Source organism: Nocardioides flavus (ex Wang et al. 2016) (assembly GCF_014653115.1).
In the GTDB taxonomy this organism is placed as follows: domain Bacteria; phylum Actinomycetota; class Actinomycetes; order Propionibacteriales; family Nocardioidaceae; genus Nocardioides; species Nocardioides flavus.
Window position 1 is genome coordinate 840,362 of sequence record NZ_BNAD01000001.1, and the last position, 25,818, is coordinate 866,179.

General features: G+C 72.2%; 23 protein-coding genes. 16 read left to right on the top strand and 7 right to left on the bottom strand.

What is annotated here, in order from left to right; genetic code table 11:
- Positions 1–6 precede the first annotated feature (6 nt).
- A complete protein-coding gene (locus tag IE200_RS04110) occupies positions 7–1,182 on the top strand; it encodes a MarP family serine protease (RefSeq protein ID WP_191278037.1) in 1,176 nt (391 codons plus the stop codon).
- Here IE200_RS04110 and IE200_RS04115 read toward each other — a convergent pair.
- Positions 1,179–1,598 (bottom strand): phage holin family protein, encoded by a 420-nt coding sequence (locus IE200_RS04115; protein WP_191278038.1) that lies wholly within the window; start codon positions 1,596–1,598, stop codon positions 1,179–1,181. The genes IE200_RS04110 and IE200_RS04115 overlap by 4 nt on opposite strands.
- Before the next feature lie 176 nt (positions 1,599–1,774).
- Here IE200_RS04115 and nhaA point away from each other — a divergent pair, with 176 nt between their 5' ends.
- Entirely contained in the window at positions 1,775–3,187 is a 1,413-nt protein-coding gene (nhaA, locus tag IE200_RS04120; protein ID WP_191278039.1) for a Na+/H+ antiporter NhaA, read from the top strand.
- A 120-nt stretch (positions 3,188–3,307) separates the two neighbouring features.
- Here nhaA and acs read toward each other — a convergent pair whose 3' ends face one another.
- The 3 genes from acs to IE200_RS04135 all read right to left on the bottom strand — a co-directional run bounded on the left by acs (position 3,308) and on the right by IE200_RS04135 (position 7,341).
- Positions 3,308–5,233 (bottom strand): acetate--CoA ligase, encoded by a 1,926-nt coding sequence (acs, locus tag IE200_RS04125; protein WP_407940958.1) that lies wholly within the window; start codon positions 5,231–5,233, stop codon positions 3,308–3,310.
- Positions 5,234–5,392: 159 nt separating this feature from the next.
- On the bottom strand, positions 5,393–7,000 hold the full coding sequence (locus IE200_RS04130) for a solute symporter family protein (protein WP_191278041.1): 1,608 nt from the start codon (positions 6,998–7,000) through the stop codon (positions 5,393–5,395).
- Entirely contained in the window at positions 7,000–7,341 is a 342-nt protein-coding gene (locus IE200_RS04135) for a DUF485 domain-containing protein (protein WP_191278042.1), read from the bottom strand. The genes IE200_RS04130 and IE200_RS04135 overlap by 1 nt, the downstream gene beginning before the upstream one ends.
- 365 nt (positions 7,342–7,706) lie before the next feature.
- Here IE200_RS04135 and IE200_RS04140 point away from each other — a divergent pair, with 365 nt between their 5' ends.
- From IE200_RS04140 to IE200_RS04160, 5 genes are all read left to right on the top strand, one after another.
- A complete protein-coding gene (locus tag IE200_RS04140) occupies positions 7,707–7,910 on the top strand; it encodes a cold-shock protein (protein WP_191278043.1) in 204 nt (67 codons plus the stop codon).
- A gap of 177 nt (positions 7,911–8,087) precedes the next feature.
- A complete protein-coding gene (locus IE200_RS04145; protein WP_191278044.1) occupies positions 8,088–9,563 on the top strand; it encodes an MFS transporter in 1,476 nt (491 codons plus the stop codon).
- A 15-nt stretch (positions 9,564–9,578) separates the two neighbouring features.
- Positions 9,579–11,648, top strand: coding sequence for a molybdopterin oxidoreductase family protein (locus IE200_RS04150; RefSeq protein WP_191278045.1), 2,070 nt, complete (start codon positions 9,579–9,581; stop codon positions 11,646–11,648).
- Positions 11,641–13,062, top strand: a complete 1,422-nt coding sequence (locus IE200_RS04155; protein ID WP_191278046.1) for an FAD-dependent oxidoreductase — start codon at positions 11,641–11,643, stop codon at positions 13,060–13,062. The genes IE200_RS04150 and IE200_RS04155 overlap by 8 nt, the downstream gene beginning before the upstream one ends.
- 33 nt (positions 13,063–13,095) lie before the next feature.
- A complete protein-coding gene (locus IE200_RS04160; RefSeq protein WP_191278047.1) occupies positions 13,096–13,416 on the top strand; it encodes a hypothetical protein in 321 nt (106 codons plus the stop codon).
- 194 nt (positions 13,417–13,610) lie between these two features.
- Here IE200_RS04160 and soxR read toward each other — a convergent pair whose 3' ends face one another.
- Positions 13,611–14,108 carry a redox-sensitive transcriptional activator SoxR gene (gene soxR, locus IE200_RS04165; protein WP_191278048.1) on the bottom strand — a complete coding sequence of 166 codons (498 nt, stop codon included), beginning with the start codon at positions 14,106–14,108 and terminating at the stop codon, positions 13,611–13,613.
- 35 nt (positions 14,109–14,143) lie between these two features.
- On the opposite strand from soxR, the gene IE200_RS04170 reads away from it, so the two are divergent.
- The 9 genes from IE200_RS04170 (at position 14,144) to IE200_RS04210 (ending at position 23,891) form a co-directional block, all read left to right on the top strand.
- Positions 14,144–14,482, top strand: a complete 339-nt coding sequence (locus tag IE200_RS04170) for an S-adenosylmethionine:tRNA ribosyltransferase-isomerase (protein ID WP_407940954.1) — start codon at positions 14,144–14,146, stop codon at positions 14,480–14,482.
- 89 nt (positions 14,483–14,571) lie between these two features.
- Positions 14,572–15,246 carry a phosphatase PAP2 family protein gene (locus tag IE200_RS04175; RefSeq protein WP_191278050.1) on the top strand — a complete coding sequence of 225 codons (675 nt, stop codon included), beginning with the start codon at positions 14,572–14,574 and terminating at the stop codon, positions 15,244–15,246.
- A 9-nt stretch (positions 15,247–15,255) separates the two neighbouring features.
- The gene (locus IE200_RS04180) at positions 15,256–16,623 is read left to right on the top strand and encodes a TrkH family potassium uptake protein (protein WP_229856067.1); all 1,368 of its coding nucleotides are present in this window, start codon (positions 15,256–15,258) and stop codon (positions 16,621–16,623) included.
- A 16-nt stretch (positions 16,624–16,639) separates the two neighbouring features.
- Positions 16,640–17,326, top strand: coding sequence for a potassium channel family protein (locus tag IE200_RS04185; RefSeq protein WP_191278051.1), 687 nt, complete (start codon positions 16,640–16,642; stop codon positions 17,324–17,326).
- A gap of 58 nt (positions 17,327–17,384) precedes the next feature.
- Entirely contained in the window at positions 17,385–18,920 is a 1,536-nt protein-coding gene (locus tag IE200_RS04190; RefSeq protein ID WP_191278052.1) for an alpha/beta hydrolase family protein, read from the top strand.
- A 98-nt stretch (positions 18,921–19,018) separates the two neighbouring features.
- The gene (gene nirB / locus IE200_RS04195; RefSeq protein ID WP_191278053.1) at positions 19,019–21,583 is read left to right on the top strand and encodes a nitrite reductase large subunit NirB; all 2,565 of its coding nucleotides are present in this window, start codon (positions 19,019–19,021) and stop codon (positions 21,581–21,583) included.
- On the top strand, positions 21,580–21,915 hold the full coding sequence (gene nirD, locus IE200_RS04200; RefSeq protein WP_191278054.1) for a nitrite reductase small subunit NirD: 336 nt from the start codon (positions 21,580–21,582) through the stop codon (positions 21,913–21,915). The genes nirB and nirD overlap by 4 nt, the downstream gene beginning before the upstream one ends.
- Positions 21,912–23,021 (top strand): uroporphyrinogen-III synthase, encoded by a 1,110-nt coding sequence (locus IE200_RS04205; protein ID WP_191278055.1) that lies wholly within the window; start codon positions 21,912–21,914, stop codon positions 23,019–23,021. Before nirD ends, IE200_RS04205 begins: the two co-directional genes overlap by 4 nt.
- A 108-nt stretch (positions 23,022–23,129) precedes the next feature.
- On the top strand, positions 23,130–23,891 hold the full coding sequence (locus IE200_RS04210) for an HpcH/HpaI aldolase family protein (RefSeq protein WP_229856069.1): 762 nt from the start codon (positions 23,130–23,132) through the stop codon (positions 23,889–23,891).
- Between the two features lie 7 nt (positions 23,892–23,898).
- Here IE200_RS04210 and IE200_RS04215 read toward each other — a convergent pair whose 3' ends face one another.
- Positions 23,899–25,413 (bottom strand): sodium/solute symporter, encoded by a 1,515-nt coding sequence (locus IE200_RS04215; RefSeq protein WP_191278056.1) that lies wholly within the window; start codon positions 25,411–25,413, stop codon positions 23,899–23,901.
- The gene (locus IE200_RS04220; RefSeq protein ID WP_191278057.1) at positions 25,410–25,811 is read right to left on the bottom strand and encodes a hypothetical protein; all 402 of its coding nucleotides are present in this window, start codon (positions 25,809–25,811) and stop codon (positions 25,410–25,412) included. The genes IE200_RS04215 and IE200_RS04220 overlap by 4 nt, the downstream gene beginning before the upstream one ends.
- Positions 25,812–25,818 lie beyond the last annotated feature (7 nt).

Genomic DNA, 25,818 nt, shown 5'->3' on the forward strand with positions numbered 1-25,818 from the left:
GCTGAGATGAACGTCCTCGACTGGTGCCTCGTCGCGCTCGTGGGGATCTACGCCCTCTCCGGCTACTGGCAGGGCTTCATCACGGGGGCGAGCGCGACGGCGGGCCTGCTGATCGGCGGGCTCACCGGCATCTGGGTGGCCCCGGTGGCGCTCGGTGACGCGGCCCCGTCGCTGTGGGTGTCGCTGGGCGCGCTGTTCATCGTGATCATCTCGGCCTCGCTGGGACAGGCGCTCTTCCAGTACGCCGGGGCGAAGGTGCGCGACGCCATCACCTGGCAGCCGATCCGCGCGCTGGACGCCGTCGGCGGCTCGGCGCTCAGCGCCGTCGCCGTCCTCCTGGTCGCGTGGGCGCTCGGCGTCGCGGTCTCCGGCACCCGCATCGGTGCGATCACCCCCCTGGTGCGCGACTCCGCGATCCTGGCGGAGGTCGACCAGGTGCTGCCGGCGGAGTCCGACAAGGTGCTGCAGGCATTCAACAACGTCGTCGGCACCACGTTCTTCCCCCGCTACCTCGAGCCCTTCGCGCCGGAGCGGATCGTCGCGGTCCGGCCCGGCGACCCGCGCATGCTCACCGACCCCGACGTGGTCGCGGCCCAGTCCAGCGTCGTCAAGGTCCGCGGCGCCAACGGCTGCGGCGGTGGCGTCGAGGGCACCGGCTTCTTCTACGCCCCCGGCCGGCTGATGACCAACGCCCACGTCGTGGCAGGGGTGACCCGACCGGAGGTCGACGTCGCCGGCACATCCGTCACCGCCTCGGTCGTGCTCTACGACGCCGACCTCGACATCGCCGTGCTCGCGCTGCCCGACGCCGGCGTGCCGCAGCTCGCGCTCGACACCTCCGCCGCGCCGCGCGACCCCGTCGCTGTCCTCGGCTACCCCGCGGACGGGCCCTACTCCGTCGAGTCCGGGCGCATCCGTGCCGAGCAGCGACTGCGCTCGCCCGACATCTACGGCGACGGCACCGTCATCCGGCAGGTCTTCTCCCTGCGTGCGCTGATCCGTCCGGGCAACTCCGGCGGACCGATCGTGACGTCCGCCGGCGACGTGGCCGGGATGGTCTTCGCCGCCTCGGTCAGCGACCCCGAGACCGGCTACGCCCTGACGGCCGAGCAGGTCGCCGAGTCAGCTGAGGCCGGCCTCACGCGGGACGCGCCGGTCGACACCGGCACCTGCGTGCGCTAGCCGCGGCCCTTGAGGGCCTGCGGGATCTGCCGGCCCTGCTCGATCGCCCGCTCGGGGGCCTTGACCTGCTTGACCTGCTTCACGCCGATGAGCGCGAGCACGCCGGCGATCAGCACGTAGAGGCCGAACACGATCAGGAACGCCCAGTGCAGGTCGAGGCCCTGGCCGTTCCAGTGGATGAAGTAGGCGATCGCGACCGACAGCATGATGATCGCGAGCAGGCCGAGGAACGCCGCGCCTGCGAACAGGCCGATGCCGACGCCGCCGTGCTTGACGCTGACCTTGATCTCGCTCTTGGCCAGCTGGATCTCCTTGGAGATCAGCGTGGAGATGTCCCGCTGCGCGTCCATGACGAGCTTGCCGAGCGTCGGATCGCCATCCAGGTTCGATCCGGGCTTGATCGGTTCGTGTGCCATGTGGCGCTGTTCCTTCGGTGTACGCGGGGGAGCGGGTGGTGCGACCCTACCAACGGCGTCGCGGCCACCACCGCTCCGTCTAGACTCGGGTGCAGGTGAGCCGGGAAGTCTGGTCGGCCCGTGGTGATCATCCGCGGTGACAGTTCCCCGACGACCCCCGAAGGATGCGCTGCCGCATGGCGACACCCAGCAAGCCCCAGGACCCCCGGCCCGACGACGCGCTGTGGAAGTCCGGCCCGGTCTACATCGCCAGCGACAAGCCGCTGGCCCGGCTCGTCGCGCGCCCGTTGCGCGAGTTCCTCCGGGTCGAGGCGGCGGGCTCGCTGCTGCTGCTGCTCGCTGCGGCCGTCGCGCTGCTGTGGGCCAACAGCGTGTGGGGGGAGTCGTACGACGCGCTGTGGCACTCCTATCTCACCATCGACGCCGGGCCGCTGCACCTGGAGGAGACGCTCCAGCACTGGGTCAACGACGCGCTGATGGTGATCTTCTTCTTCGTCGTCGGCCTGGAGATCAAGTACGAGCTGGTCAACGGCGACCTGCGTGACCCCAAGACCGCGGCGCTGCCGATCGTCGCCGCGATCGGCGGCATGGCCGTCCCGGCGCTGCTCTACGTCGCGCTCAACCCGCCGGGCAGCGACGGTGCCGCCGGCTGGGGCATCCCGATGGCGACCGACATCGCGTTCGCCGTCGGCGTGCTCGGCATCCTCGGGCGCCGGATCCCGTCGGCGGCCCGCCTGTTCCTGTTGACGTTGGCGATCGTCGACGACATCGGCGCGATCCTCGTGATCGCCGTCTTCTACACCAGCGACCTCTCGCTCACCTGGCTGGCGGTCGCGCTCGTCCTGCTCGGCCTGATGGTGGCCGCCCGGGTCCTGCGGGTCTGGGCGATCGTGGTCTACGCGATCCTCGGTGTCGGCACCTGGTTCGCCCTCCTCGAGTCGGGCGTGCACGCCACGCTGGCCGGCGTCGCGATCGGCCTGCTCGCCCCGGCCAGGCCGCTGCTCGAGGAGGAGGTGGCCCGCGAGTACGCCACGAAGGCGCTGCGCGACCGCCACCTCAACCCCGACGAGCTGGCGCGGCTGAGGTTCCTGCTCAAGGAGTCGGTGTCGGTGGTGGAGCGGCTCATCAGCACGCTGCACCCGGTCTCGGCGTACGTCGTGCTGCCGATCTTCGCCCTCGCCAACGCCGGCGTGGAGCTCGGCGCGCTCAGCGAGGTCTTCACCGAGCCGGTCGGGCTCGGCATCATCCTCGGGCTCGTGGTCGGCAAGCCGATCGGCATCTTCGCCGCGTCGTTCCTCGCCGTACGCCTCGGCATCGCGAAGCTGCCCGAGAACACCACCTGGCCGATGGTCTTCGGCCTCGGCGCGGTCGCGGGCATCGGCTTCACCGTCTCGATCTTCATCGCCGGGCTGTCGTTCCCGGGCTCCGACCTGCTGACGGAGGAGGCGAAGATCGCCATCCTGCTCGCCTCGCTCATCGCGGCGGTCCTCGGTGTGGCCACGCTGCTGGCGAGCACACGTGGGCTCACCCACGACGAGGACGAGCCGGAGGACGAGCCCGACCCGGTGCGCGAGGCCCTGGACGGCTGACCTCCCTGCCGGACGGCGGCGTAGTCAGGGACGTCCTGGTAGGCCGGAAGGCCGGAAGACCTACCAGAACGTCCCTGACTACCGTGTCGGGGCGGCGGAGGAGCAGGGGAGGGGAAGCGGTCAGTCCTCCGAGGAGGCCGAGCCCTCCTTGCCCTTGATCAGGTCCATCACGGTCGAGTCGGCCAGGGTGGTCACGTCGCCGACCTCGCGGTGCTCGGCGACGTCCTTGAGAAGGCGGCGCATGATCTTGCCGGAGCGGGTCTTGGGCAGCTCGGGCACGACCATGATCTGGCGCGGCTTGGCGATGGCGCCGATCTCCTTGGCGACGTGCCTGCGCAGCTCCTCGACGATGTCCTCGCCGCCGTCACCGGCGGAGTCGCGCAGGATGACGAACGCGCACACGGCCTGGCCGGTGGTCTCGTCGGCGGCACCGACGACGGCGGCCTCGGCGACCTTGGGGTGCGACACGAGCGCGGACTCGATCTCGGTCGTGGACAGGCGGTGGCCCGACACGTTCATCACGTCGTCGACGCGGCCGAGCAGCCAGATGTCGCCGTCCTCGTCGAGCTTGGCGCCGTCGCCGGCGAAGTAGAGGCCCGGCCAGCGCGACCAGTAGGTGTCCTTGAAGCGCTGGTCGTCGCCCCAGAGCGTACGGAGCATCGCGGGCCACGGCTCCTTGAGCACGAGGTAGCCGCCGTTGCCGTTGCCGACCGACTTCGCGTCGTCGTCGACGACGTCGGCCGCGATCCCCGGCAGGGCCTTCATCGCCGAGCCGGGCTTGCCGGCGGTGACGCCCGGCAGCGGGCTGATCATGATCTGGCCGGTCTCGGTCTGCCACCAGGTGTCGACCACCGGGCAGCGGTCGCCGCCGATGACCTCGCGGTACCAGACGTAGGCCTCCGGGTTGATCGGCTCGCCGACCGACCCGAGCAGCCGCAGCGACGACATGTCGTAGCCGTCGGGGATCTCGCGGCCCTGCTTCATGAACGTCCGGATCGCGGTGGGTGCTGTGTAGAAGATCGAGACCTTGTAGTCCTGGACGATCTTCCACCAGCGGCCCTTCTCGGGCGTGCCCTCGTACATCACCTGCGTCGCGCCGTTGGCGAGCGGCCCGTAGGCCATGTAGGAGTGGCCGGTCACCCAGCCGACGTCGGCGGTGCACCAGTAGACGTCGTCGTCCTTGAGGTCGAAGACCGACCAGTGGGTGTACGACGTGCCGGTGAGGTAACCGCCGGTGGTGTGCAGGATGCCCTTGGGCTTGCCGGTGGTGCCGGAGGTGTACATGACGTAGAGCGGGTGCTCGGAGTCGTGCATCTCGGGCTCGTGCTCGGCGGACGCGGAGTCGACCGCGTCGTGCCACCACACGTCGCGCGAGTCGTCCCAGTCGACGTCCTGGCCCGTACGCCGCACGACGAGGACGCTGCGCACCAGGTCGCCGGTCTTGGCGACGGCCTCGTCGACCGCCGGCTTGAGCGCGCTGGCCGCGCCGCGGCGGTAGCCGCCGTCGGCGGTGATGACGACGTGGGCCTCGCAGTCGGTGATGCGCGAGGCGAGGGCGTCGGCGGAGAAGCCGCCGAACACCACGGTGTGCGGGGCGCCGAGGCGGGCGCAGGCGAGCATCGCGACGACGACCTCGGGGATCATCGGCATGTAGATCGCGACGCGGTCGCCCTTGCGCACGCCGAGCTCGGTGAGCGCGTTGGCGGCCCGGGACACCTCGTCCTTGAGCTGGGCGTAGGTGATGTCGCGGGCGTCATCGTCCGGCTCACCGACCCAGTGGATCGCGACCTTGTCGCCGTTGCCGGCCTCGACGTGGCGGTCCACGCAGTTGACCGAGGCGTTGAGGGTGCCGCCGACGAACCACTTCGCGAACGGCGGGTTGGTCCAGTCGAGGACCTGGTCCCACTTCCGGCCCCAGTCGAGGCGCTCGGCGGCCGCCGCCCAGAACGCCTCGCGGTCGGCGTCGGCGCGGGCGTACGCCTCCTCCTTCACGTTGGCGTTGGCGGCGAGGTCGGCCGGGGGCTCGAAGCGACGGTTCTCCTGCATCAGGTTGGACAGTGTCTGCTCGGACAAGGCTCTCTCCTCGGGCGGGACGCGTGCGGTCGACGTGCTGGTGGTGACGATCGGTGGGGAGCGGCGGCCCCCTCGCCGAACCTACTCCGGCTCGGCGAAGGGGTCACCCGTGCTGCGGGGTGAGCGCTGGGCTCAGTGCTGGGCGGCCTGCTCGGCCCCGGCGCCGGTGAGCGCGCGGACCTCGAGCTCGGTGAAGCGGTCCTCGGCGGCCGGCTCCCTGGACGTAATGGTGCCGAGGTAGCCGAGGAGGAACCCGATCGGGATCGAGACGATGCCGGGGTTGTTGAGCGGGAAGACCGCCCAGTCCGAGTCCGGGAACAACGACGTCGGGAGGCTCGACATGACCGGCGAGAAGAACACCAGGCCTACGGCCGCACCCAGGCCCCCGTAGATGCTCCAGGTGGCGCCGCGGGTGTTGAACCGCTTCCAGAACATGTTGTAGATGATCGACGGCAGGTTGGCCGAGGCGGCGACGGCGAAGGCCAGCGCCACGAGGAACGCGATGTTGAGCCGCTGCGCCGGGATCGACAGTCCGATCGCGACCGCGCCGATGACGAACGCCGAGATCCGGGCGACCCGCACCTCGTCGTACTCCGAGACGGGCTGGTCCTTCTTGATCACGCCCTTGTAGAGGTCGTGCGCCACCGACGAGGAGCTGGCCAGGGTGAGGCCGGCGACCACCGCGAGGATCGTCGCGAAGGCGACCGCGGCGATCAGCGCGAGCAGGATCGCGCCGCCCGTCGAGCCGTCCCCGCCGCCGACGGCCTCGGCGAGGAGCGGCGAGGCCAGGTTCTGGTTGCCGCCCTCGAGCGGGTCGACCGCGCTCCGGTCGAGCAGGGCCGCGGCGCCGAAGCCGAGGACGAGCGTCATCAGGTAGAAAGCGCCGATGAGGCCGATCGCCCACAGCACCGACTTCCGCGCGTCCTGGGCGGTCGGCACGGTGTAGAAGCGGATCAGGATGTGGGGCAGGCCCGCCGTGCCGAGCACGAGTGCCAGGCCGAGGGACAGGAAGTCGATCTGCGAGAGCAGCGACCCGCCGTACTGCAGGCCGGGCTGGACGAACGCCTCGCCCTTGCCGGAGTTCTCCGCTGCGGTGCCGAGGAGCTCGGAGAGGTTGAAGTCGAACCTGGCGAGGACCAGCACCACGATCAGCGCCGAGCCGATCATCAGCAGGACGGCCTTCACGATCTGGACGTAGGTCGTGCCCTTCATGCCGCCGACGACGACGTAGAAGATCATCAGCGCGCCGACGCCGACGATGGTGATGTTCTTGATCACCTGGCTGTCGACGCCGAGGAGCAGCGCCACGAGCGAGCCCGCGCCGACCATCTGGGCGAGCAGGTAGAAGATCGAGACGACCACGGTCGAGATCGACGCCGCGGTGCGCACCGGACGCTGGTTCATCCGGAAGGCGAGCTGGTCGGCCATCGTGTAGCGGCCGGCGTTGCGCAGCATCTCCGCGACCAGCAGCAGCGCGACGAGCCACGCCACGAGGAAGCCGATCGAGTAGAGGAAGCCGTCGTAGCCGTACACCGCGATGGCTCCGGAGATGCCGAGGAACGACGCCGCCGACATGTAGTCGCCGCCGATCGCGAGACCGTTCTGGAAGCCGGAGAACGAGCGACCCCCGGAGTAGAAGTCGGCGGCCGTCTTGGTCTGGCGGCTCGCCCAGAAGGTGATGCCGACGGTCGCCGCGACGACCGTCAGGAACAGGAGCGTGGTGAGGAGCTGGGTGTCCATCAGGCGTCCACCCCCGCGCGGTACTCGGCGTCGAGGCGTCGGGCGAGCGGGTCGAGCTTCTGTGCCGAGTAGCGCGCGTACATCCAGGCGAGACCGAACGTCGTCACGAACTGGAGCAGGCCGAAGACGAGGGCGACGTTGATGTTGCCCACGAGCTCGATCGCCATGAAGTCGCCGGCCCAGTTCGAGAGGACGACGTACAGCAGGTACCAGGCCAGGAACGCGGCCGTCGCCGGGAACACGAAGCTGCGGTAGCGGTGCCGCAGCTCGGCGAACTCGGGGGTCGCGTGCAACCGGTCGTAGATGGGGTCGTGGCGCGCGGCCTGGTCGTGCTCTGTCACGGATCGCGTCCTTTGCGGGGAATGTACGGCGGCCAGCGGGGTGTGACCGCGGTCACCGTGGCACCCCGCCGGTGCCGCGCGGGAGGGTCGCGTACGTCCGGGGCGGTCGGTGGGCGCCCCGGCTCGCCCAGCGGTCGCTGCCGTACGACGAGCGGTCCCGGAGTGCGACGAGTCGTCGGTGGGCGTCGCGATGCCGTAGGGTCGAGGGTGTTGAAGGGACGGAGCACCCAGCTGTCCTGGCCGCACACGATGCGCGGCTCGTATCTCGTACTCCTGGTTTCGGTTCGCTGGACATCAGTACGCATGGATGTCTTCAGCAGTTCAGGGGCACCTCCGCCCCGACACCGATTCACAGGAGATTCATCATGGCTCAGGGAACTGTCAAGTGGTTCAACGCTGACAAGGGCTTCGGCTTCATCGCGCAGGACGGCGGCGGCGAGGACGTGTTCGTGCACTACTCCGCGATCCAGTCCAACGGCTACAAGTCGCTCGACGAGAACCAGAAGGTCGAGTTCGACGTCACCTCCGGCCCCAAGGGCCCGCAGGCCGAGAACGTCCGCGTCGCCTGACGCACGCACTCCCCGAGGAGCCCCGACCGCCCGGCGGTCGGGGCTCCTCTGCGTCCTGGGGCGCCCGGGAGCCCTCGTGAGCCCCCGTGAGCCCTCGTGAGGTCGTGAGGAGAAGTTGACGGCTCGGCCACCGGAGCGGCAGGTCACGTGTCACACCGGTGGCCGAGTCTCGTCGGCATGAGCACGCAGACCCCCACCCGTCATAGCCGCCGCTGGATCGAGGACTGGCGTCCCGAGGACCCCGACTTCTGGGCGAGCACCGGGCGCCGGGTCGCCCGGCGCAACCTGGTCTGGTCGATCTTCGCCGAGCACCTCGGCTTCTCCGTCTGGCTGATCTGGAGCGTGAGCTCGGCCTTCCTGGTGGCGACCGGGTTCGACTACTCGCCGCAGCAGCTCTTCCTGCTGGTGGCGCTGCCCAACCTCGTCGGCTCGTTGCTGCGCCTGCCGTACACCTTCGCGGTGCCGAAGTTCGGTGGCCGCAACTGGACGATGGCGAGCGCGGCGCTGCTGCTCATCCCCACGCTCGGCTTCGCCTACGCCGTGCAGCGGCCGGACACGCCGTACTGGGTGTTCTGCCTCATCGCCGCCACGGCCGGTCTCGGCGGCGGCAACTTCGCCAGCTCGATGGCCAACATCAACTTCTTCTACCCCGCAGCCAAGAAGGGCGCGGCCCTGGGCCTCAACGCCGCGGGCGGCAACGTCGGAGTCGCGCTGATTCAGCTCCTCCTGCCCGTCATCGTCGGCGGCGCCGGCATCTTCGGCCTGGTCAAGGCCTCCGAGGGCGGGATCGACCTGCAGCGCGCGGCCTGGGTGTACGCCGGTCTCGCGGTCGTCGCGACGCTCGCGGCGTACTTGTTCATGGACAACCTGAGCACCGCCAAGTCCTCGCCCCGCGAGCAGCTGCAGGTCGTGCGCAAGCGGCAGACGTGGATCATGGCCTTCCTCTACATCGGCACCTTCGGCTCGTTCATCGGCTACTCCGCCGCGATGCCGCTGCTGATCAAGCTGAACTTCTGGGTGCCGGAGCCGGCGCCCCTGGGGACCGGCATCTACTTCGCCTACTACGCGTTCCTCGGTGCCTTGGTCGGCTCGGCGACGCGGCCGTTCGGCGGCTGGCTGGCCGACCGCCTCGGCGGCGCGAAGGTGACGCTGGGCGCGTTCGGTGCGATGGTCGTCTTCGCCCTGGCCGTGCTCTGGACGTTGATGCAGCTCACCCCGAACCCGACCGCGGACCCGGCGATCGCGTCCGCCAACCAGTCGTGGTTCCCGTGGTTCCTGGGCTTCTTCCTCTGCGTCTTCGCCGCCACCGGCATCGGCAACGGCTCGACGTACAAGATGATCCCGGCGATCTGGCGCACCGAGGCCGAGCGCGTCACGGCACCCGGCACCCCCGAGCGCAGCGCCGCCCTGCTGGCCGGCACGAAGCAGGCCTCCGCCGCGATCGGCGTGATCGGTGCGGTGGGCGCCATCGGCGGGTTCCTCATCCCGATGGCCTTCAGCGCACCGTGGGTGGCCGACCCCATGTCGGCCACCAAGGGGGCCTTCCTGGTCTTCACCGTCTTCTACGTGGTCTGCGGCGTCGTGACCTGGGCGGTCTACCTGCGCCGTCCTGCCGAGGTGCGTGCGCAGAGCCTGGCCGGCGCCGGGATCTGAGCGGAGACTGACCTGATGGCGACCGAGACCCATTGCCCCTACTGCTCCCTGCAGTGCGGGATGCGCCTGACCGGACGGCGTACGCCCGAGGTGAGCGCCTGGGAGGAGTTCCCCGTCAACCGGGGCGCGCTGTGCCGCAAGGGCTGGGCGGCCGCCGGGCTGTACGGCGGCCGCGAGCGCCTGACGTCGCCGCTGGTGCGCGACCGGGGGACCGGCGAGTGGTCGGCGGTGTCGTGGGACGACGCGCTCGACCGGTTCGTCGCCGGGATCCGGGCGGCGCAGGCGGCGAAGGGGCCGGACGGCGTCGCCGTCTTCGGTGGTGGTGGCCTGACCAACGAGAAGGCCTACGCCCTCGGCAAGCTCGCCCGGGTCGCGCTCGGCACCTCCCAGATCGACTACAACGGCCGCTGGTGCATGTCGTCGGCCGCCTCCGCCGGCATCCGCGCCTTCGGCGTCGACCGCGGGCTGCCGTTCCCCCTCGCCGACGTCGAGGAGGCCGACGTCCTCGTGCTCGTCGGCTCCAACCTCGCCGAGACGATGCCGCCCGCGGCGCGCCATCTCGACCGGCTCCGCGAGCGCGGCGGCCGGGTCGTGGTCATCGACCCCCGCCGTACGCCCACCGCGGAGCGGGCCGACCTGCACCTGCAGCCGGTGCCGGGAACCGACCTCCCGCTGGCGCTCGGCGTGCTGCACCTGCTGGTCGCCGCGGGCGCGGTCGACGAGGCGTACCTCGCCGAGCGGGTGACCGGGTGGGAGCCGGTGCGGGAGTCGGTCGCGGCCTGGTGGCCCGAGCGGGTCGAGCGCGTGACCGGGGTCGAGGCGACCGAGGTGCGCGCGCTGACGGACATGCTCGGCGCCTCACCGCGGGTCATGGTCCTCACCGCCCGGGGGGCCGAGCAGCACTCGACCGGCTCCGACACCGTGCTCGGTTGGATCAACGTGGCCCTGGCGCTCGGCATGGTCGGTCGCCGGGGCGCCGGCTACGGCTGCCTCACCGGGCAGGGCAACGGCCAGGGCGGCCGCGAGCACGGCCAGAAGGCCGACCAGCTGCCCGGCTACCGACGCATCGACGACCCCGCCGCACGCGCCCACGTGGCGGGGGTGTGGGGCGTCGACCCCGACTCGCTGCCGGGGCCCGGACGCTCGGCGTACGAGCTCCTCGACGCCCTCGGCACCCCGGACGGACCGTCGGCGCTGCTGGTCCTCGGTTCCAACATCGTCGTCAGCGCGCCGCGTGCCACGCACGTGACCTCGCGCCTGGAGGCGCTCGACCTGCTGGTGGTGTGCGACGTCGTGATGTCCGAGACCGCGGCCCTCGCCGACGTGGTGCTGCCGGTGACCCAGTGGGCGGAGGAGACCGGCACGATGACGAACCTCGAGGGGCGGGTGGTGCTGCGGCAGCGGGCGATCACGCCGCCGTCGGGTGTCCGGTCGGACCTCGAGGTGATCGCCGCGATCGCCGACCGGCTGGGATCGACGGCGTCCTTCCCGACGGACCCGGAAGAGGTCTTCGTCGAGCTGGGCCGGGCCTCGGCGGGCGGGCCGGCGGACTACTCCGCGATCACCTACGACCGGATCCGTGCCGAGCAGGGGGTCTTCTGGGGCGGCGAGCGGTTGTTCGCCGAGTCGTTCGCGCACCCCGACGGGCGGGCGCGCATGCTGGCCGTCGAGCACCGCGGCGCCGCGGAGCAGCCGTGCGCGGACTACCCGGTCCACCTCACGACCGGGCGGGTGCTCGCGCAGTACCAGTCCGGCGCCCAGACCCGCCGGGTGCGCTCGCTGCCCGACGAGGGTCCCTTCGTCGAGCTCCACCCTCAGCTGGCCGGCCGCCTCGGCGTGGCGACCGGCGAGCCCGTACGGGTCGCGACCCGCCGCGGCGAGATGACCGCACCGGCCAGGGTGGTGGCCACCATCCGGCCGGACACGGTGTTCGTGCCGTTCCACTGGGTCGGCGCCAACCGGCTGACCAACGACGCCCTCGACCCGGCCTCGCGGATGCCGGAGTTCAAGGTGTGTGCGGCTCGCCTCACGCCGGTCGAGGAGGTCGCGCAGCGACCGTCACGAGACCCGGTGACCCATGCCTGAGCGGGTCGTCGTCGTCGGCGGGGGCATGGCCGCCGTCCGCCTCGCCGAGCACCTCGGTGGGGACGATCGGTTCGCCGTGACCGTCCTCGCCGACGAGCCGCACGCGCCGTACAACCGGATCCTGCTGTCGGCGGTGCTGGAGGGCACCCACGCGCCGTCGGCGTTGACACTGCGCTCGCAGGCGTGGTTCGCCGACCACGGCATCGACCTGCGGCTCGGCGCCCGGGTGCTCGAGGTCGACCGCGACGCGCGCGAGGTCGTGCTCGTGGACGGGGAGCGCGTCGGCTTCGACCGGCTGGTCCTGGCGACCGGGTCGATCCCCACGCTGCCGCCGATCCGTGGACTGGTCCGGCGTGACGGGACGCTGCACCCGAAGGTCCACGCCTTCCGCTCGCTCGCCGACTGCCGACGGCTGGACGAGGCGGCGTCGTTGCTGGTCGAGGAAGGGCGGAGCCCTGTCGCGAGACCCGCACGCGCGGTCGTCGTCGGCGGTGGCCTCCTCGGACTCCAGGTCGCCCGTGCGCTGTCGGTGCGCGGGCTGCGGACCGAGGTAGTGGAGGGCGCCGGCCACCTCCTCGCCAGCCAGGTCGGGCCGGGCGGGGGGTGGGTGCTCGAGCGGGACCTCCGCCGCCTCGGCACCGACGTCTACACCGGAGCCCGCGCCGTACGCCTCACCGACGAGGGCCTGCGGCTCGACAACGGCTACGTGCTGCCGACCGAGCTCGTCGTCCTCACCGCGGGTGGTCGCCCCTCGACCTCGCTGGCCCGGCGCGCCGGGCTGATGGTCCGCCGGGGCGTCGTGGTGGACTCCAGCCTGACGAGCGTGACCGACGACCGCGTGCACGCCATCGGCGACTGCGCCGAGCACCGTCGCCGCACGACCGGGTTCGTCCCGCCGGCGTGGGAGCAGGCGGAGGTGCTCGCCCGGGTGCTGCGCGGCGACGCCACGGCGTACGACGGGCGCCGCAGCGTCGCCCGGCTGCGGGCCACCGGGCTCGAGGTGGCCGTGCTCGGCGACCCCGAGCACGCCGAGGGCGAGGTCGTGGAGATGTCCAACCCGATCGCCGGCTCGCACCGCCGGCTCGTGGTCCACGGCGGCCGGATCGTCGCGGCGGCGCTCGTCGGCGACCTCTCGCGCGTCGGGCTGATCACGCAGCTCTACGACCGCGGCACGGTGCTCGGTCCCGACGAACCCGGGCAGCTGCTGCTGCCGGAGGCCGCCGACGCGCCGGCGCCGCTGCCCGACGGGGCCGAGGTCTGTGCCTGCGCGGGCGTCACCGCCGGCGAGGTCAGGGCCTGTGCGACGGTGGCCGAGTGCGCCGACCGGACCAGGGCGACGACCGGCTGCGGCGGGTGTGCCGACGTCGTGCGCCGCCTGGTCGGGAGCAGCCCGGCGCCCGTCGCCGTCGGCTGACAACTTCCGGCGGTCCTCTCTCGTCCCACCCCTGTGCTCGTCAAGATCGCGCTCGGCCTCGCCGCGCTCGTCCTCGGTTTCGTCGCGGGCGCGCAGGCGCAGCAGGTGGTGGCCGCGTCCGGCGAGCCCGAGCCGGTGGCGCGCGCCATCGACCCTCGCGCCCACCCCGAGGGCGGGCTGGGTGAGGACTGTCCGCCGCACCCGCGGCGTGCTCTCGTCGCGGCCCGCGGCACCGACGGCAGGTGCGGCTTCGTCCGGGTGTCCGACCTGCGGGCCCACGCCGAGGGTGCCGAGGTCGCGCTCCACGCCCGCGACGGAGTGACGGTGATCGGGACGTTTCGCATCCGGTCGTGACCTCAGGTGCACCCGAGCCGGTCCGCGGCTGCACTGTGAAGGCAGTTCGCCGGCCTCGGCTCCGCTCGTACGCTCGCCAGGTCCGCCGGCAGCGCGAACTGCCTTCGTGGTGCGCGCCGGACGCCGAGCCGATCAGCCCGCTCGGCGACCGCGGCCGCCAGTCGTCCACCCAGCCCCCGGCCCGCGGTGGTCGCTCACGAGGCAGATCCTCGCCGACCGGCGCCGCGGCGGGTCGGGTGCGGCCGCCGGAGCGAGTCCGGGAGCAACCGGGCTCCCGCACCGTCCTCGCCGTGGACGTCGCCCGGGTTGGAGAAGGCGCACGAGCGCAGGCTCAGGCAGCCGCAGCCGATGCAGCCGTCGAGACCGCCCTTGAGCCGCTGCAGGGCGGCGATCTGCTCGTCCAGCCGACGGCCCCAGTGCCGCGAGATGCGCTGCCAGTCGGCCTTGGTCGGCGTGCGGTTGCCGGGCAGCCGGCCGAGCTCGTCGCGGATCTCCTCGATGGTGAGCCCCACGTTGGAGGCGGCCCGGATGAAGGCGAGGCGGCGCAGCACGCTGCGCTCGAAGCGCCGCTGTCCACCGCCGGACCGGTGCGCCTCGATGAGACCCTCGGCCTCGTAGTAGCGGATCGCGGAGGCGGCGAAGCCGCTGCGCTGAGTGATCTCGCACATCGGCAGCAGGTCCCGCGCATCCATCCTGGCCTCCCCCTTGAACTCAAGTTCACTTCAACTTGAACGATGATGTCATGACTCACGAGACGACGGAACGGGTGGACGGCGGCCGCGTGGTCGCCGTCGGGACGACCGCCACCCGTGCCGTCGAGTCGGCGGTGCTCGGTCGCCACGTGGTGGCCAGCCGGGGCTGGACCTCGCGCGTCGTCTCCCCCGCGCAGCCGCCGCGCGTGGTGGACGGCCTGATCACCGGGTGGCACGACCCGATGGCCTCCCACCTCCTCCTCGTCGAGGCGGTCGCCGGCACCCGCCTCACGCAGGCGGCGTACGCCGCGGCCGTGGCCGAGGACTACCTCTGGCACGAGTTCGGGGACTCGGCGCTGCTCCTGCGGCGGTGAGGGGGCGGGCCGGCAGCAAGGGGTGGTCATCGAGACCCACCCCGCGAGGGTGAGGACGGCCGGCAGCGCCGCGGTGAAGTCTCAGCGGCGTGACCGAGCCGAGCCGCGGTACCACAGCACGCACCCTGGCCCTCGCCTGGGGTGTCGTCGTCGGCTCCGCGCTGTCCCTGGGCTGGCTGATCACCGGACCGTTGGCGCCCGTGGTCGAGCCGCCCGACGACCGGTTCGTGCGATGGCTCGCCTCCCACCGCACCCCGGCCCTCGACACCGCAGCCGCCGTGGGCAGCCACGTCGCGGACACGATCGTCGGCATGGGCCTGGCGCTCGTGGTGGCGCTCGTCGCCGCCGTGGTGGGGCGGTCGTGGCGCCCGGTCGTCTACTTCACCGTGCTGGTCGCGGGCTACCTCGCGCTCTACCTGCTCGTCACGCACCTCGTCCCGCGTGACCGTCCGCCGGTGGAGATCCTCGATCCCGGCCTGGTCCCCGACCACAGCTATCCCTCGGGCCACATGGCGACGGCGATACTGGTCTACGGCGGCACCGCGCTCTGGTGGGGCAGGGTGCGGCCGGCGTGGCGGCAGTGGACCTGGCCCCTCTTCCTGGTGCCCGTCGTCGTCGCCCCCTCGCGGCTCTACCAAGGTGCGCACCACCTCACCGACGTCCTCGCCAGCCTGGTCTTCGCGACCGTGTGGCTGGTGGTCGTCGCACGGGTCCTGCTCCCGCACACGCCGAGCCGGTGCGGGGAGGGGCGTGCCGTGCCCTAGCCTCGGAGCGTGACGGCATCGCTCGTACGGGTTCTGCGCCGCGACGGCGGGCCGTTCTTCCGGCACCCCGCGCAGGTCGTCGTGGTCGCCTTCGCACTCGCCGTCCTCGTCGGCACGGCCTTGCTGATGCTGCCCGCGGCGCGGACCGAGCAGGTGGCGGCGCCGTTCGTCGTCGCGCTGTTCACCTCGACGAGCGCGGTGTGCGTCACCGGACTGGTGGTCGTCGACACGCCCTCCTACTGGTCGACCTTCGGCGAGGTGGTCATCCTCGCCCTGATCCAGGTGGGCGGCTTCGGGATCATGACGCTGGCCTCCCTCCTCGGCCTGCTGGTCTTCCGCAGGCTGGGCCTGCGATCTCGCCTGACCGCGGCCGCGGAGACCAAGGCGACCGGCCTGGGCGACGTCCGGACCGTGGTGAAGGGGGTCGTCGCGATCAGCCTGCTCTTCGAGGCTGTGACCGCGGTGCTGCTGACGCTGCGGTTCGTCTGGGGCTACGACGAGGAGTGGGGACGTGCGACGTACCTCGGCGTCTTCCACGCCGTCTCCGCCTTCAACAACGCCGGGTTCGCGCTCTACAGCGACAGTCTGATGGGCTTCGTGTCCGACCCGTGGATCTGTCTGCCGATCGCCTTCGCCGTGGTCGCGGGCGGGCTGGGCTTCCCGGTGTGGCTCGAGCTCTACCGGCGCTTCCACCCGACGTGGGCCTGGAGCATGCACACGCGGATGACGCTCACCGCGACCGCGACCCTGCTGGTCCTCGGCACCGTCTTCGTGACCGCGAGCGAGTGGAGCAACCCCGCGACGCTCGGGGCGCTCAGCGCGCCCGACCGTCTGCTGGCGGGCTTCTTCCAGGCCGTGATGCCACGGACGGCGGGCTTCAACAGCCTCGACTACGGCCAGATGAACGACGGCACGCTGCTGGGGACCATGATCCTGATGTTCATCGGCGGTGGTTCGGCAGGCACGGCCGGCGGCATCAAGGTCACGACGTTCGTCCTGCTGTTCTTCGCGATCCTCGCCGAGGTGCGGGGCGAGTCCGACGTCCGGGCCTTCGGGCGCCGCGTCGACCCGCGCGCCATCCGGCAGGCGCTGACGGTGGCGCTGCTCGCCGTGGGCGCCGTCGTCGCCTCGACCCTCCTCGTCCTCCAGCTCGCCGCCGTGTCGACCGAGGACGCGCTGTTCGAGGTGGTCTCCGCGTTCGCCACGGTCGGGCTCTCCACGGGCATCACCGCCGACCTCCCGACGAGCGTCCACCTGGTGCTGGTGCTGCTGATGTTCACCGGCCGGCTGGGACCCATCACACTGGTCTCGGCGCTCGCGATGCGGGACCGCACGCACCTGCACCGACTCCCGGAAGGACGGCCCATCATTGGCTAGGAACGACACCCGGAGCGTGGCCGTCGTCGGGCTCGGCCGGTTCGGCCGCTCGCTGGCGCTCGAGCTCACCAAGGAGGGCGTCGAGGTCCTCGGCGTCGACTCCGACCCCCGCGTCGTACGATCGCTCGCCGGCCGACTGACCCACGTCGTCGAGGCCGACTCCACCGACCTCGAGGCGATGCGCGAGCTGGGGGTCGCGGAGCTGGACCGGGCCGTCATCGGCGTCGGCACCAACCTCGAGGCGAGCATCCTCTCGGCCTCGGTCGTCCTCGAGCTGGGCGTGGGTGACGTGTGGGCCAAGGCGATCAGCCAGTCGCACGCGCGGATCCTGAACCAGATCGGTGTCCACCACGTGGTGCGGCCCGAGCACGACATGGGCAAGCGGGTGGCGCACCTGGTCACCGGCCGGATGCTCGACTACATCGAGTTCGACGACGGCTACGCCTTCGCCAAGACCCGACCGCCACGCGCCCTGATCGGTCGCAGCCTCGGCGGCTACGGCGTGCGCCAGGAGTACGGCATCACGGTGGTCGGGGTGAAGCCCTACGGCGAGGACTTCACCTACGCCACGGCGACCACGGTGCTGCGCGAGGGGGCCGAGATCATCGTCTCGGGGCCCAAGGAGGCGGTCGAGCGCTTCAGCGCCCTCGGTCACGACGTCGGACCGCGCACCGAGCGACGGAGCCCCGGCCGACCCTGGTGACGTAGCCCAGCGGAGGGCTGCTCGTTGGAACGGGAGACCCCGTCGCAGGAGAGCCGCCATGCACCGACTGATCGCCACCGCTGTCGCCACCGCCCTGGCCGTCGCCACCGCGCCGTTCGTCGGCTCGCCCGCCGCCGCGGCCGGGGTGACCACCACGGACGGGTGCGTGAGCAGCGTCCCTGACCCGGGGACGACCGCCCCGGTCGACATCTGCTTCACACTGTTCCGCCCCGCCGGCGCGACGAAGGACCGGCCGGTGCCGATGGTGCTGCACAGCCACGGCTGGGGCGGCAGCCGTACGACGGACACGGCCGCGTTCGCGTACCTGACCGACGCCGGCTTCGGGGTGCTCAGCTTCGACCAGCGCGGGTTCGGCGAGAGCGGCGGCAATGCGCACATCGAGAACCCCGACGTCGAGGGCGCCGACGTCCGGCGGATCGTCGACCTCGTCGCCGCGCAGCCGTGGGTGGAGAAGGACCGCCCGGGCGACCCGGTGCTGGGTGCGATCGGCGGGTCGTACGGCGGCGGCTACCAGTTCGTCGGCGCCTTCAGTGAGATCCGCGAGCGCGGCGCGACGCGCTTCGACGCGCTGGTCCCCGAGATCACGTGGTTCAGCCTGACCGAGAGCCTGTTCCCCCAGGGCGTCCCGCGCACCGAGTGGGCCACGGCCCTGACCGCCGCCTCGCTCCCGTCCGACGCCCTGCCCCCGCTCGTCGTGCAGGGGTTCGCGGAGGCGGCCGCGACCGGCAACGTGCCCCCGTACCTCTTCCAGTTCCTCGACCGCAACGGCCCGGAGTGGCACGTGCGCCAGGGGCGCCGGCTGGACGTCCCGGTGCTGTTCGGCCAGGGCGCGACCGACAACCTGTTCCCGCTCGACCAGGGGCTGAAGAACTTCAGCCGCGCGCTGACCGACAGGGCGCGCTCGCGCAGCATCTTCGTCGGCTACAACGGCGGCCACACCCTGCCGGCGCTGCTGCCGGGCGGCACCAACCTCGACGTCCCGCTCGTGACCACCGACGCGTGCTCGGCCACCCTGGGCGGGGCGTCCTTCACCGACCTCGGCCTGCGGTTCCTGCAGCGCAACCTCCAGGGCAAGCGGACGGGCCTGAGCGGCTTCGGCGCCTACCACCTCACCACCGCGGCCGGCGACCGCTGCGTCAGCGTCCCGACGGTCGCGCCCAGCACGTCCGTCGAGCTCGGCGAGGTGGTCAGCACCGTCGGCGCCGGCGCCCCGATCGCCTACCCCGTGGCTCAGGGCCCGCTGACGATCGCGGGGTCGCCCACCCTCGACGCCCGGCTGACCACGATCGGGCTGGACAACCGCGCCTTCCTCGGCCTGTCTGTCGGCACCAGCCCCCTCGACGCCGAGGTCGTGCAGAACAACATGCTGCCGATCCGCGAGAACGGCATCGCCATCGACAAGCCGCGCCGGGGAGTCGAGCTCCCGTCGGTCGCCCTCGACGTGCCGGCCGGGCAGACGCTGTTCCTCACCGTGGCGCCGATCTCCGACATGTCCGTCGGCTTCGGCAGCCGCGTGGTCGGCGCGATGCGGATGAAGGACGTGGTGCTGCACCTGCCGGTCGTGGAGGACTGAGGTCGTGCCGCGCGGCCGGTGAGGCTGTGCCGGCCAGTTTTCCTGCCCGAAACATTCGCGGAAGCCGCTGACAACATCCGGTTCCTACCGTCCTCGGCATGGTCACAGGCAAGCGTCAGCGGATCGTCGTCGTCGGGCACGGCATGGTGGGGCACCGCTTCGCCCAGGCAGCCGTCGAGCGCGGTCTCACCGAGACCCACGACGTCCTCGTCGTCGGCGAGGAGCCGCGGGCGGCGTACGACCGGGTCGCGCTCACCAGCTGGTTCGGCCACCCGGACGGGGCCGAGGGCCTCTCGCTCCTGCCGGGTGGGGAGTACGACGACCCGCGGGTGCGGCTGGTCCTCGACAGCGTCGTGACCGAGGTCGACCGGGACGCGCGGACGGTGACGGTGGTGTCGCCGCCGAGCGCCGCGGGTGACCTGCTGGCCGACCCCGGCGCGGTGACGGTGCACGAGTACGACGTGCTGGTGCTCGCCACCGGTGCCGCGCCGTTCGTCCCGCCGGTCGAGGGCCGCGGCAAGGCGGGCTGCTTCGTCTATCGCACCATCGAGGACCTCGAGGCGATCCGCACCGCCAGCGAGACCGCGACCAGCGGTGTCGTGATCGGCGGTGGTCTGCTCGGACTCGAGGCCGCCAACGCCCTCGTGCAGCTCGGCCTCGACACCCACGTCGTCGAGATGGCGCCGCGGCTGATGCCCGTCCAGCTCGACGCCGCCGCGGGCTCCACGCTCGTGAGGCACGTCGAGCGGCTCGGCGTGAAGGTGCACACCGGGGTGGTGACCGAGGAGATCCTCGGCGACGAACAGGTGACCGGGGTGCGGCTGGCCGACCGGGAGATCGAGACGCAGGTGGTCGTCTTCTCCGCCGGCATCCGGCCCCGCGACGCCCTGGCCCGCGAGTGCGACCTCGAGGTCGCCCCGCGCGGCGGCGTCCTGGTCGACGAGCAGTGCCGCACGTCCGACCCGCACGTCTTCGCCATCGGCGAGTGCGCGGCCCCCGGCGGCACGATGTACGGCCTCGTCGCACCGGGCTACGCCATGGCCGAGGTCGTCGTGGACGCCCTCCTCGACGGGCCGGGCACCTTCACCGGCGCCGACATGTCCACCAAGCTCAAGCTCCTCGGGGTCGACGTGGCGAGCTTCGGCGACGCGTTCGCGGCCACCGACGGCGCGCTCGAGCTGACCTACTCCGACGCGGTCGCGGGCATCTACAAGAAGCTCGTCGTGAGCGAGGACGGGACCCGGCTGCTCGGCGGCATCCTCGTGGGCGACGCGTCGGCGTACGGCGTGCTGCGGCCGATGGTCAGCAGTGGCATCGCGTTGCCCGACAACCCCGAGCAGCTGATCCTGCCGGCCAGCTCCGGCGTGCAGCTCGGGATGCCCGACGAGGCCCAGGTCTGCTCGTGCAACGACGTGACGAAGGCCGACATCCTCCACGCGGTGGCCGAACAGGGGTGCGAGGACGTCGCCGCGGTCAAGCAGTGCACCCGCGCCGGGTCGACGTGCGGTTCGTGCGTCGCGACGGTCAAGAACATCATCGAGGACCACTTCGCCAGTGTCGGCAAGGTCGTCGACAAGGGTCTGTGCGAGCACTTCCGGCTCACCCGGCAGGAGCTCTTCGACGTCGTCGCGGTGCACGGCTACCGCCGCTTCGACGACATCGTGGAGGCCCACGGCACCGGCCGCGGCTGCGACATCTGCAAGCCGGCGATCGCCAGCATCCTGGCCAGCCAGACCAGCACCCACATCCTCGAGCCGGCGACCGCCGAGCTCCAGGACACCAACGACAAGTACCTCGGCAACATCCAGCGCAACGGCACGTACAGCGTCGTCCCCCGCATCCCCGGCGGCGAGATCACCCCGGAGAAGCTCATCGTCATCGGCGAGGTGGCGCGCGACTTCGGGCTCTACACCAAGATCACCGGGGGCCAGCGCATCGACCTCTTCGGCGCCCGGATGGAGCAGCTGCCGGTGATCTGGAAGCGGCTCGTCGACGCAGGGTTCGAGTCGGGCCACGCCTACGGCAAGTCGCTTCGCACGGTGAAGTCGTGCGTGGGCTCGACCTGGTGCCGCTACGGCGTGCAGGACTCCGTCGGCCTCGCGATCGCGCTGGAGCTGCGCTACCGCGGGCTCCGCAGCCCCCACAAGCTCAAGGGTGGCGTGAGCGGCTGTGCGCGCGAGTGCGCCGAGGCGCGTGGCAAGGACTTCGGCGTCATCGCGACCGAGAAGGGGTGGAACCTGTACGTCGGCGGCAACGGCGGTGCCACCCCGGCCCACGCCCGGCTGCTCGCCGGGGACCTGGACACGGCCACGCTGGTGGCCTACCTCGACCGGTTCCTCATGTACTACGTGCGCACCGCCGACCGGCTCCAGCGCACCTCCACCTGGATCGACCAGCTCGAGGGCGGCCTCGACCGGGTGCGCGAGGTGGTCGTCGAGGACTCCCTCGGCCTGGGCGCCGAGCTGGAGGCCGAGATGGCGCGGCACGTCGGCGGCTACGAGGACGAGTGGCGCGCGACGCTGGAGGACCCGTCCAAGCTCGAGCGGTTCGTCTCCTTCGTCAACGCCCCCGGGACGCCCGACCCGACCATCGCCTTCACGACCGAGCGCGACCAGATCCAGCCGATCGCCCCCGCGCTGATCCCCGTGGGGGCTCCCGCATGACCTCGCTGACCTGGACGGCGGTGTGCCCGCTCGACGCGATACCGCTGGAGGGTGGCGTCGCCGCGCTGGTCGACGGCTCCGCGGTGGCGGTCTTCCGCACGCACGACGGCGCGGTGTTCGCCATCGGCAACGTCGACCCCTTCAGCGGAGCCTCGGTGCTCTCACGCGGGATCGTCGGCAACCGCGGTGACGCGCCGGTGGTGAGCTCGCCGATGTACAAGCAGGCCTTCGACCTGCGTACGGGCCAGTGCCTCGACGACGACTCGGTGCGCGTGCCGACGTACGAGGTGAGCGTCGTCGACGGCGTCGTCCACGTCGGTGGTGCCGGGTGAGCCTGCCGCTCGAGGGCTTCCGGATCGGGGTCACCGCTGCTCGCAAGGCCGAGGAGCAGGTGGCCCTGCTGGAGCGTCGGGGTGCTCGCGTCGAGTGGGCGGCGGCGCTGTCGCTGGAGCCCAACCACGTCGACCTCGCGGAGCTCCTGGACGCGACTCGCGAGGTCGTCTCCGCGCCGGTCGACCTGTTCCTCGCCACGACCGGCATCGGCATGAAGACCTGGCTCGCCGCGGCCTCCGAGGCCGGCTTGTACGACCGGCTGGTCGCCGCGCTCGGCGCCGCGGAGATCCTCGCCCGCGGACCGAAGAGCGTCGGCGTGCTGCGCGCCCACGGTCTGCGTGAGCTGTGGGCACCGGAGTCGGAGTGCTTCGAGGACGTGCTCGCGCATCTGCGCGGGCGCGACCTCACCGGCAAGCGGATCGTCGTGCAGGAGCACGGCCAGTCGCTGTCGATGGCCGCCCACGCCCTGCGCCGGCAGGGGGCGTCGGTGGTCACCGTGCCGATCTACCGCGTCGCCTCGGCCGACGACCCGTCGCCGATGTTCCACCTGATCGACCTGATCGCCGACCGCGAGCTCGACGCCGTCACGTTCACCTCCGCGCCGGCGGTCGCCGCGCTGATGGAGGCGGCCTACTCCGTGGGCAGGCGCGACGACGTCGTCTCGGCCTTCCAGTCCGATGTCGTCGCCTCGTGCGTGGGGCCGGTCACCGCGGCCGCCTTCGAGATGTGGGGCGTCCCGACGATCGTCCCCGACCGCTCGCGCCTGGCCGGCATGGTCAAGCAGCTCGAGACCGAGCTGCCCACCCGCCGTGACGGCGTCGACGTACGCCTCGCGGACGGCCGCACGCTGATCGTCCACTCCGACTCGCTGCTCCTCGACGGGGTGCCGGTGGAGCTGTCCCCAGCGCCCTTGTCGGTGCTGCTCGCGCTGCTGGTCAACCCCGGCCACGTGGTGTCCCGCCGCGCGCTCCTGGCTGCGCTGCCCTCGGGCCAGGCGGGGTCCGAGCACGCCGTCGAGATGGCGGTGGCGCGGCTCCGCGCGGCGATCGGGACGAAGGCCGTGGTCACCGTCGTGAAGCGGGGGTACCGGTTGGCTGTGGGGTGACGTCCTGGCAGCACCATGAAGGCAGTTCGCCGTCGGCGAGGGCCGGTTGAGCGTGGAACCGGCACCCAGCCGCGCGAACTGCCTTCATGAGGGGCAGACTCCCTGGGCATGGACGTGAGCCAACGGCCCGAGATGGCGATGACCGAGACCGAGCTGCGGCGGCGGTGGCGCGAGGGACGCCCGAGCCACGGGGTGTGGAGCCTGCTGCCGGGCGTGGTGACCGCCGAGGTCCTCGCACGGACGGGGGCTGACCACGTCGTGGTGGACCTGCAGCACGGCGCTGCGACCGAGGCTGACCTGCCGGGGGTGGCGGCGGTGGTGAGGGCGGCCGGCGCGGTGCCGCTGGTGCGCTCCCGGAGCTCGTCGTTCGCCGACGTGGGCCGACCGCTCGACCTCGGTGCCTGCGGCGTCATCGTGCCCAACGTCCGCGACGCCGACCATGCCCGCGAGGTCGTCTCCGCCTGCCGCTACGCCCCGGCCGGTGGGCGGTCGATCGGGAGGCTCACGGGCGGCGCCGACCAGCCCCTGGTGATCCCCATGGTCGAGACCGCCAGCGCCCTCGACGACCTCGACGCCCTCCTGGCGGTGCCGGGCGTGGACGGGATCTACGTCGGGCCGGGCGACCTCTCGCTCTCCCTCGGCCTCGACGGCGAGGACCGCCGGGACGACCTGCGCGCCGTGCTGTCGTCGATCATCGCCCGGGCCGTCGCCGCCGGGGTGCCGGTGGGCGTCCACGCGTACGACGGCGCGGCCGCGGCAGCCTACGCCGCGGAGGGCGCCACCATCGTGACGGTGGCGGTGGACACCGTCTCGCTGGGCGACGTCATGGCCCGCCACCTCGAGAGTGCCCGGGGCGGCCGCGCGACGTAGGCGCTCCTCAGCGCTTCAGCTCGACGACCTCCGGCGTGTGCAGCCGCACCATGAACCGTCCGGCGTGCGCGGGGACCGAGGCGCGCGTCAGCCGTGAGACCGCGACCATCGTCAGGAAGGACGCCGGCACCGACCACGCGGCCGGCTGGCCGAGCAGGGCGGAGGCCCAGCCCGCTGCCGGCGAGGTCGCCAGGGTCCAGGCCACGGCGAAACCCGACCCCAGCCCGCCCACGAGCAGCCCGGCGACGGCCCCGGCCGGGGTCAGCCCGCGCCACCAGATGCCGAGCATCAGCAGCGGGGCGAAGGTCGAGGCCGTGACCGCGAAGGCCAGGCCCACCGTCCGCGCGACGGCGACGTCCTGGGCGGGCAGCGACATCAGCAGCGGGACGACGACCGCGATCGCCGCGGCGACTCGGAAGGCCGCCACGCCGCCGAGCCGGAAGGATCCCCACCGCCGGCCCGTCACGTCCTGCGACAGCACCCCGGCGACGGCGATGGTCAGTCCCGAGCTCGTCGACAGGAAGGCCGCGAACGCGCCGGCCGTCACCAGGCCCGTCAGCACGGCGCCGACCGCCCCGCCGACCATCAGGTTGGGCAGCTCGAGCACCAGCACGTCGGAGCGCCCGGCCACGAGGCCGGGGGCATAGATGCGGCCGAGGGCGGCGTACACCGGCGGCAGCACGTAGAAGATGCCCAGCAGCGCGAGCACCGCGAGCGTCGTGCGGCGGGCCGCGCGGCCGTCGGGGTTGGTGTAGAACCGCACCACCACGTGTGGCAGCCCCATCGTGCCGAGGAAGGTCGCCACGATGAGCGAGTACGTCGTGTAGAGGCCGATGCCGCCGCCCGGGGCGGCGAGCGGGACAGACCACGAGGCGGGGGCGCTGGCGGTGGGGTCGGCGGCGCCGTCGGCGAGCCACACCGCGAGCAGCACGAAGACCGGGATGAGCAGCGCGGTGAGCTTCAGCCAGTACTGGAAGGCCTGGACGAAGGTGATGGACCGCATGCCGCCGGGGCTCACCGACGCCAGCACGACCACCGCGACGACGAGCGAGCCGGACCATTCCGGCGCCCCGATCGTGGAGCGCAGCGTGACCCCGGCCCCCTGGAACTGCGGCAGCAGGTAGAGCCAGCCTATGCCGACGACCAGCACCGAGCAGAGCTTGCGCACCCCGCGCGAGCCCAGCCGCGCCTCCGCGAAGTCCGGCAGGGTGTACGCCCCCGAGCGCCGCAGCGGCGCGGCCACGAGCACCAGCAGGACGAGGTAGCCCGCGGTCCAGCCGACGGGGTACCAGAGCATCTCGGCGCCGAAGGTCAGCAGCAGGCCGGCGACGCCGAGGAAGGACGCGGCAGAGAGGTACTCCCCGCCGATCGCGCTGGCGTTGAGCCGGGGCCGCACGGTGCGCGAGGCGACGAAGAAGTCGCTCGTGGTGCGCGAGATCCGCAGCCCCCAGGTACCGATCACCAGCGTCGCCAGCGACACCAGGACGACGGCGACGATGCCCGGCACCACGTCGGTCGTCACCGCGGGTCCTCGGGGCCGGCCTCGTCGAGCGACCCGACGAGGTCGGCGAAGTCGCGCTCGTGGTCCTCCGAGCGGCGGATGTAGAACCAGCCGAGCACCACCAGCCACGGGTAGGTCAGCACGCCCAGCAGCAGCCACGCCAGCGGCATCTGCCCGACCCGCTCGTCGCCGAGCGAGGGGAACAGGTGGAACAGCAGCGGCAGCATCCCGACCGTGGCCGCCAGCGCGGCCAGGACCCGCAGCGCGAGGAACAGCTGCTCGCGCAGCAGGGAGCGCATGAACACCTCGCCGAGGGCCGTCTCCGCGTCGATCTCGCGGGTGCCGGCGGAGCGTACGGCGTGGGCGCGGCGCCGCGGCGGACCGGTGACGCGTACGCGCGGGGGCGGCTGGTCGCTCACGGCACGC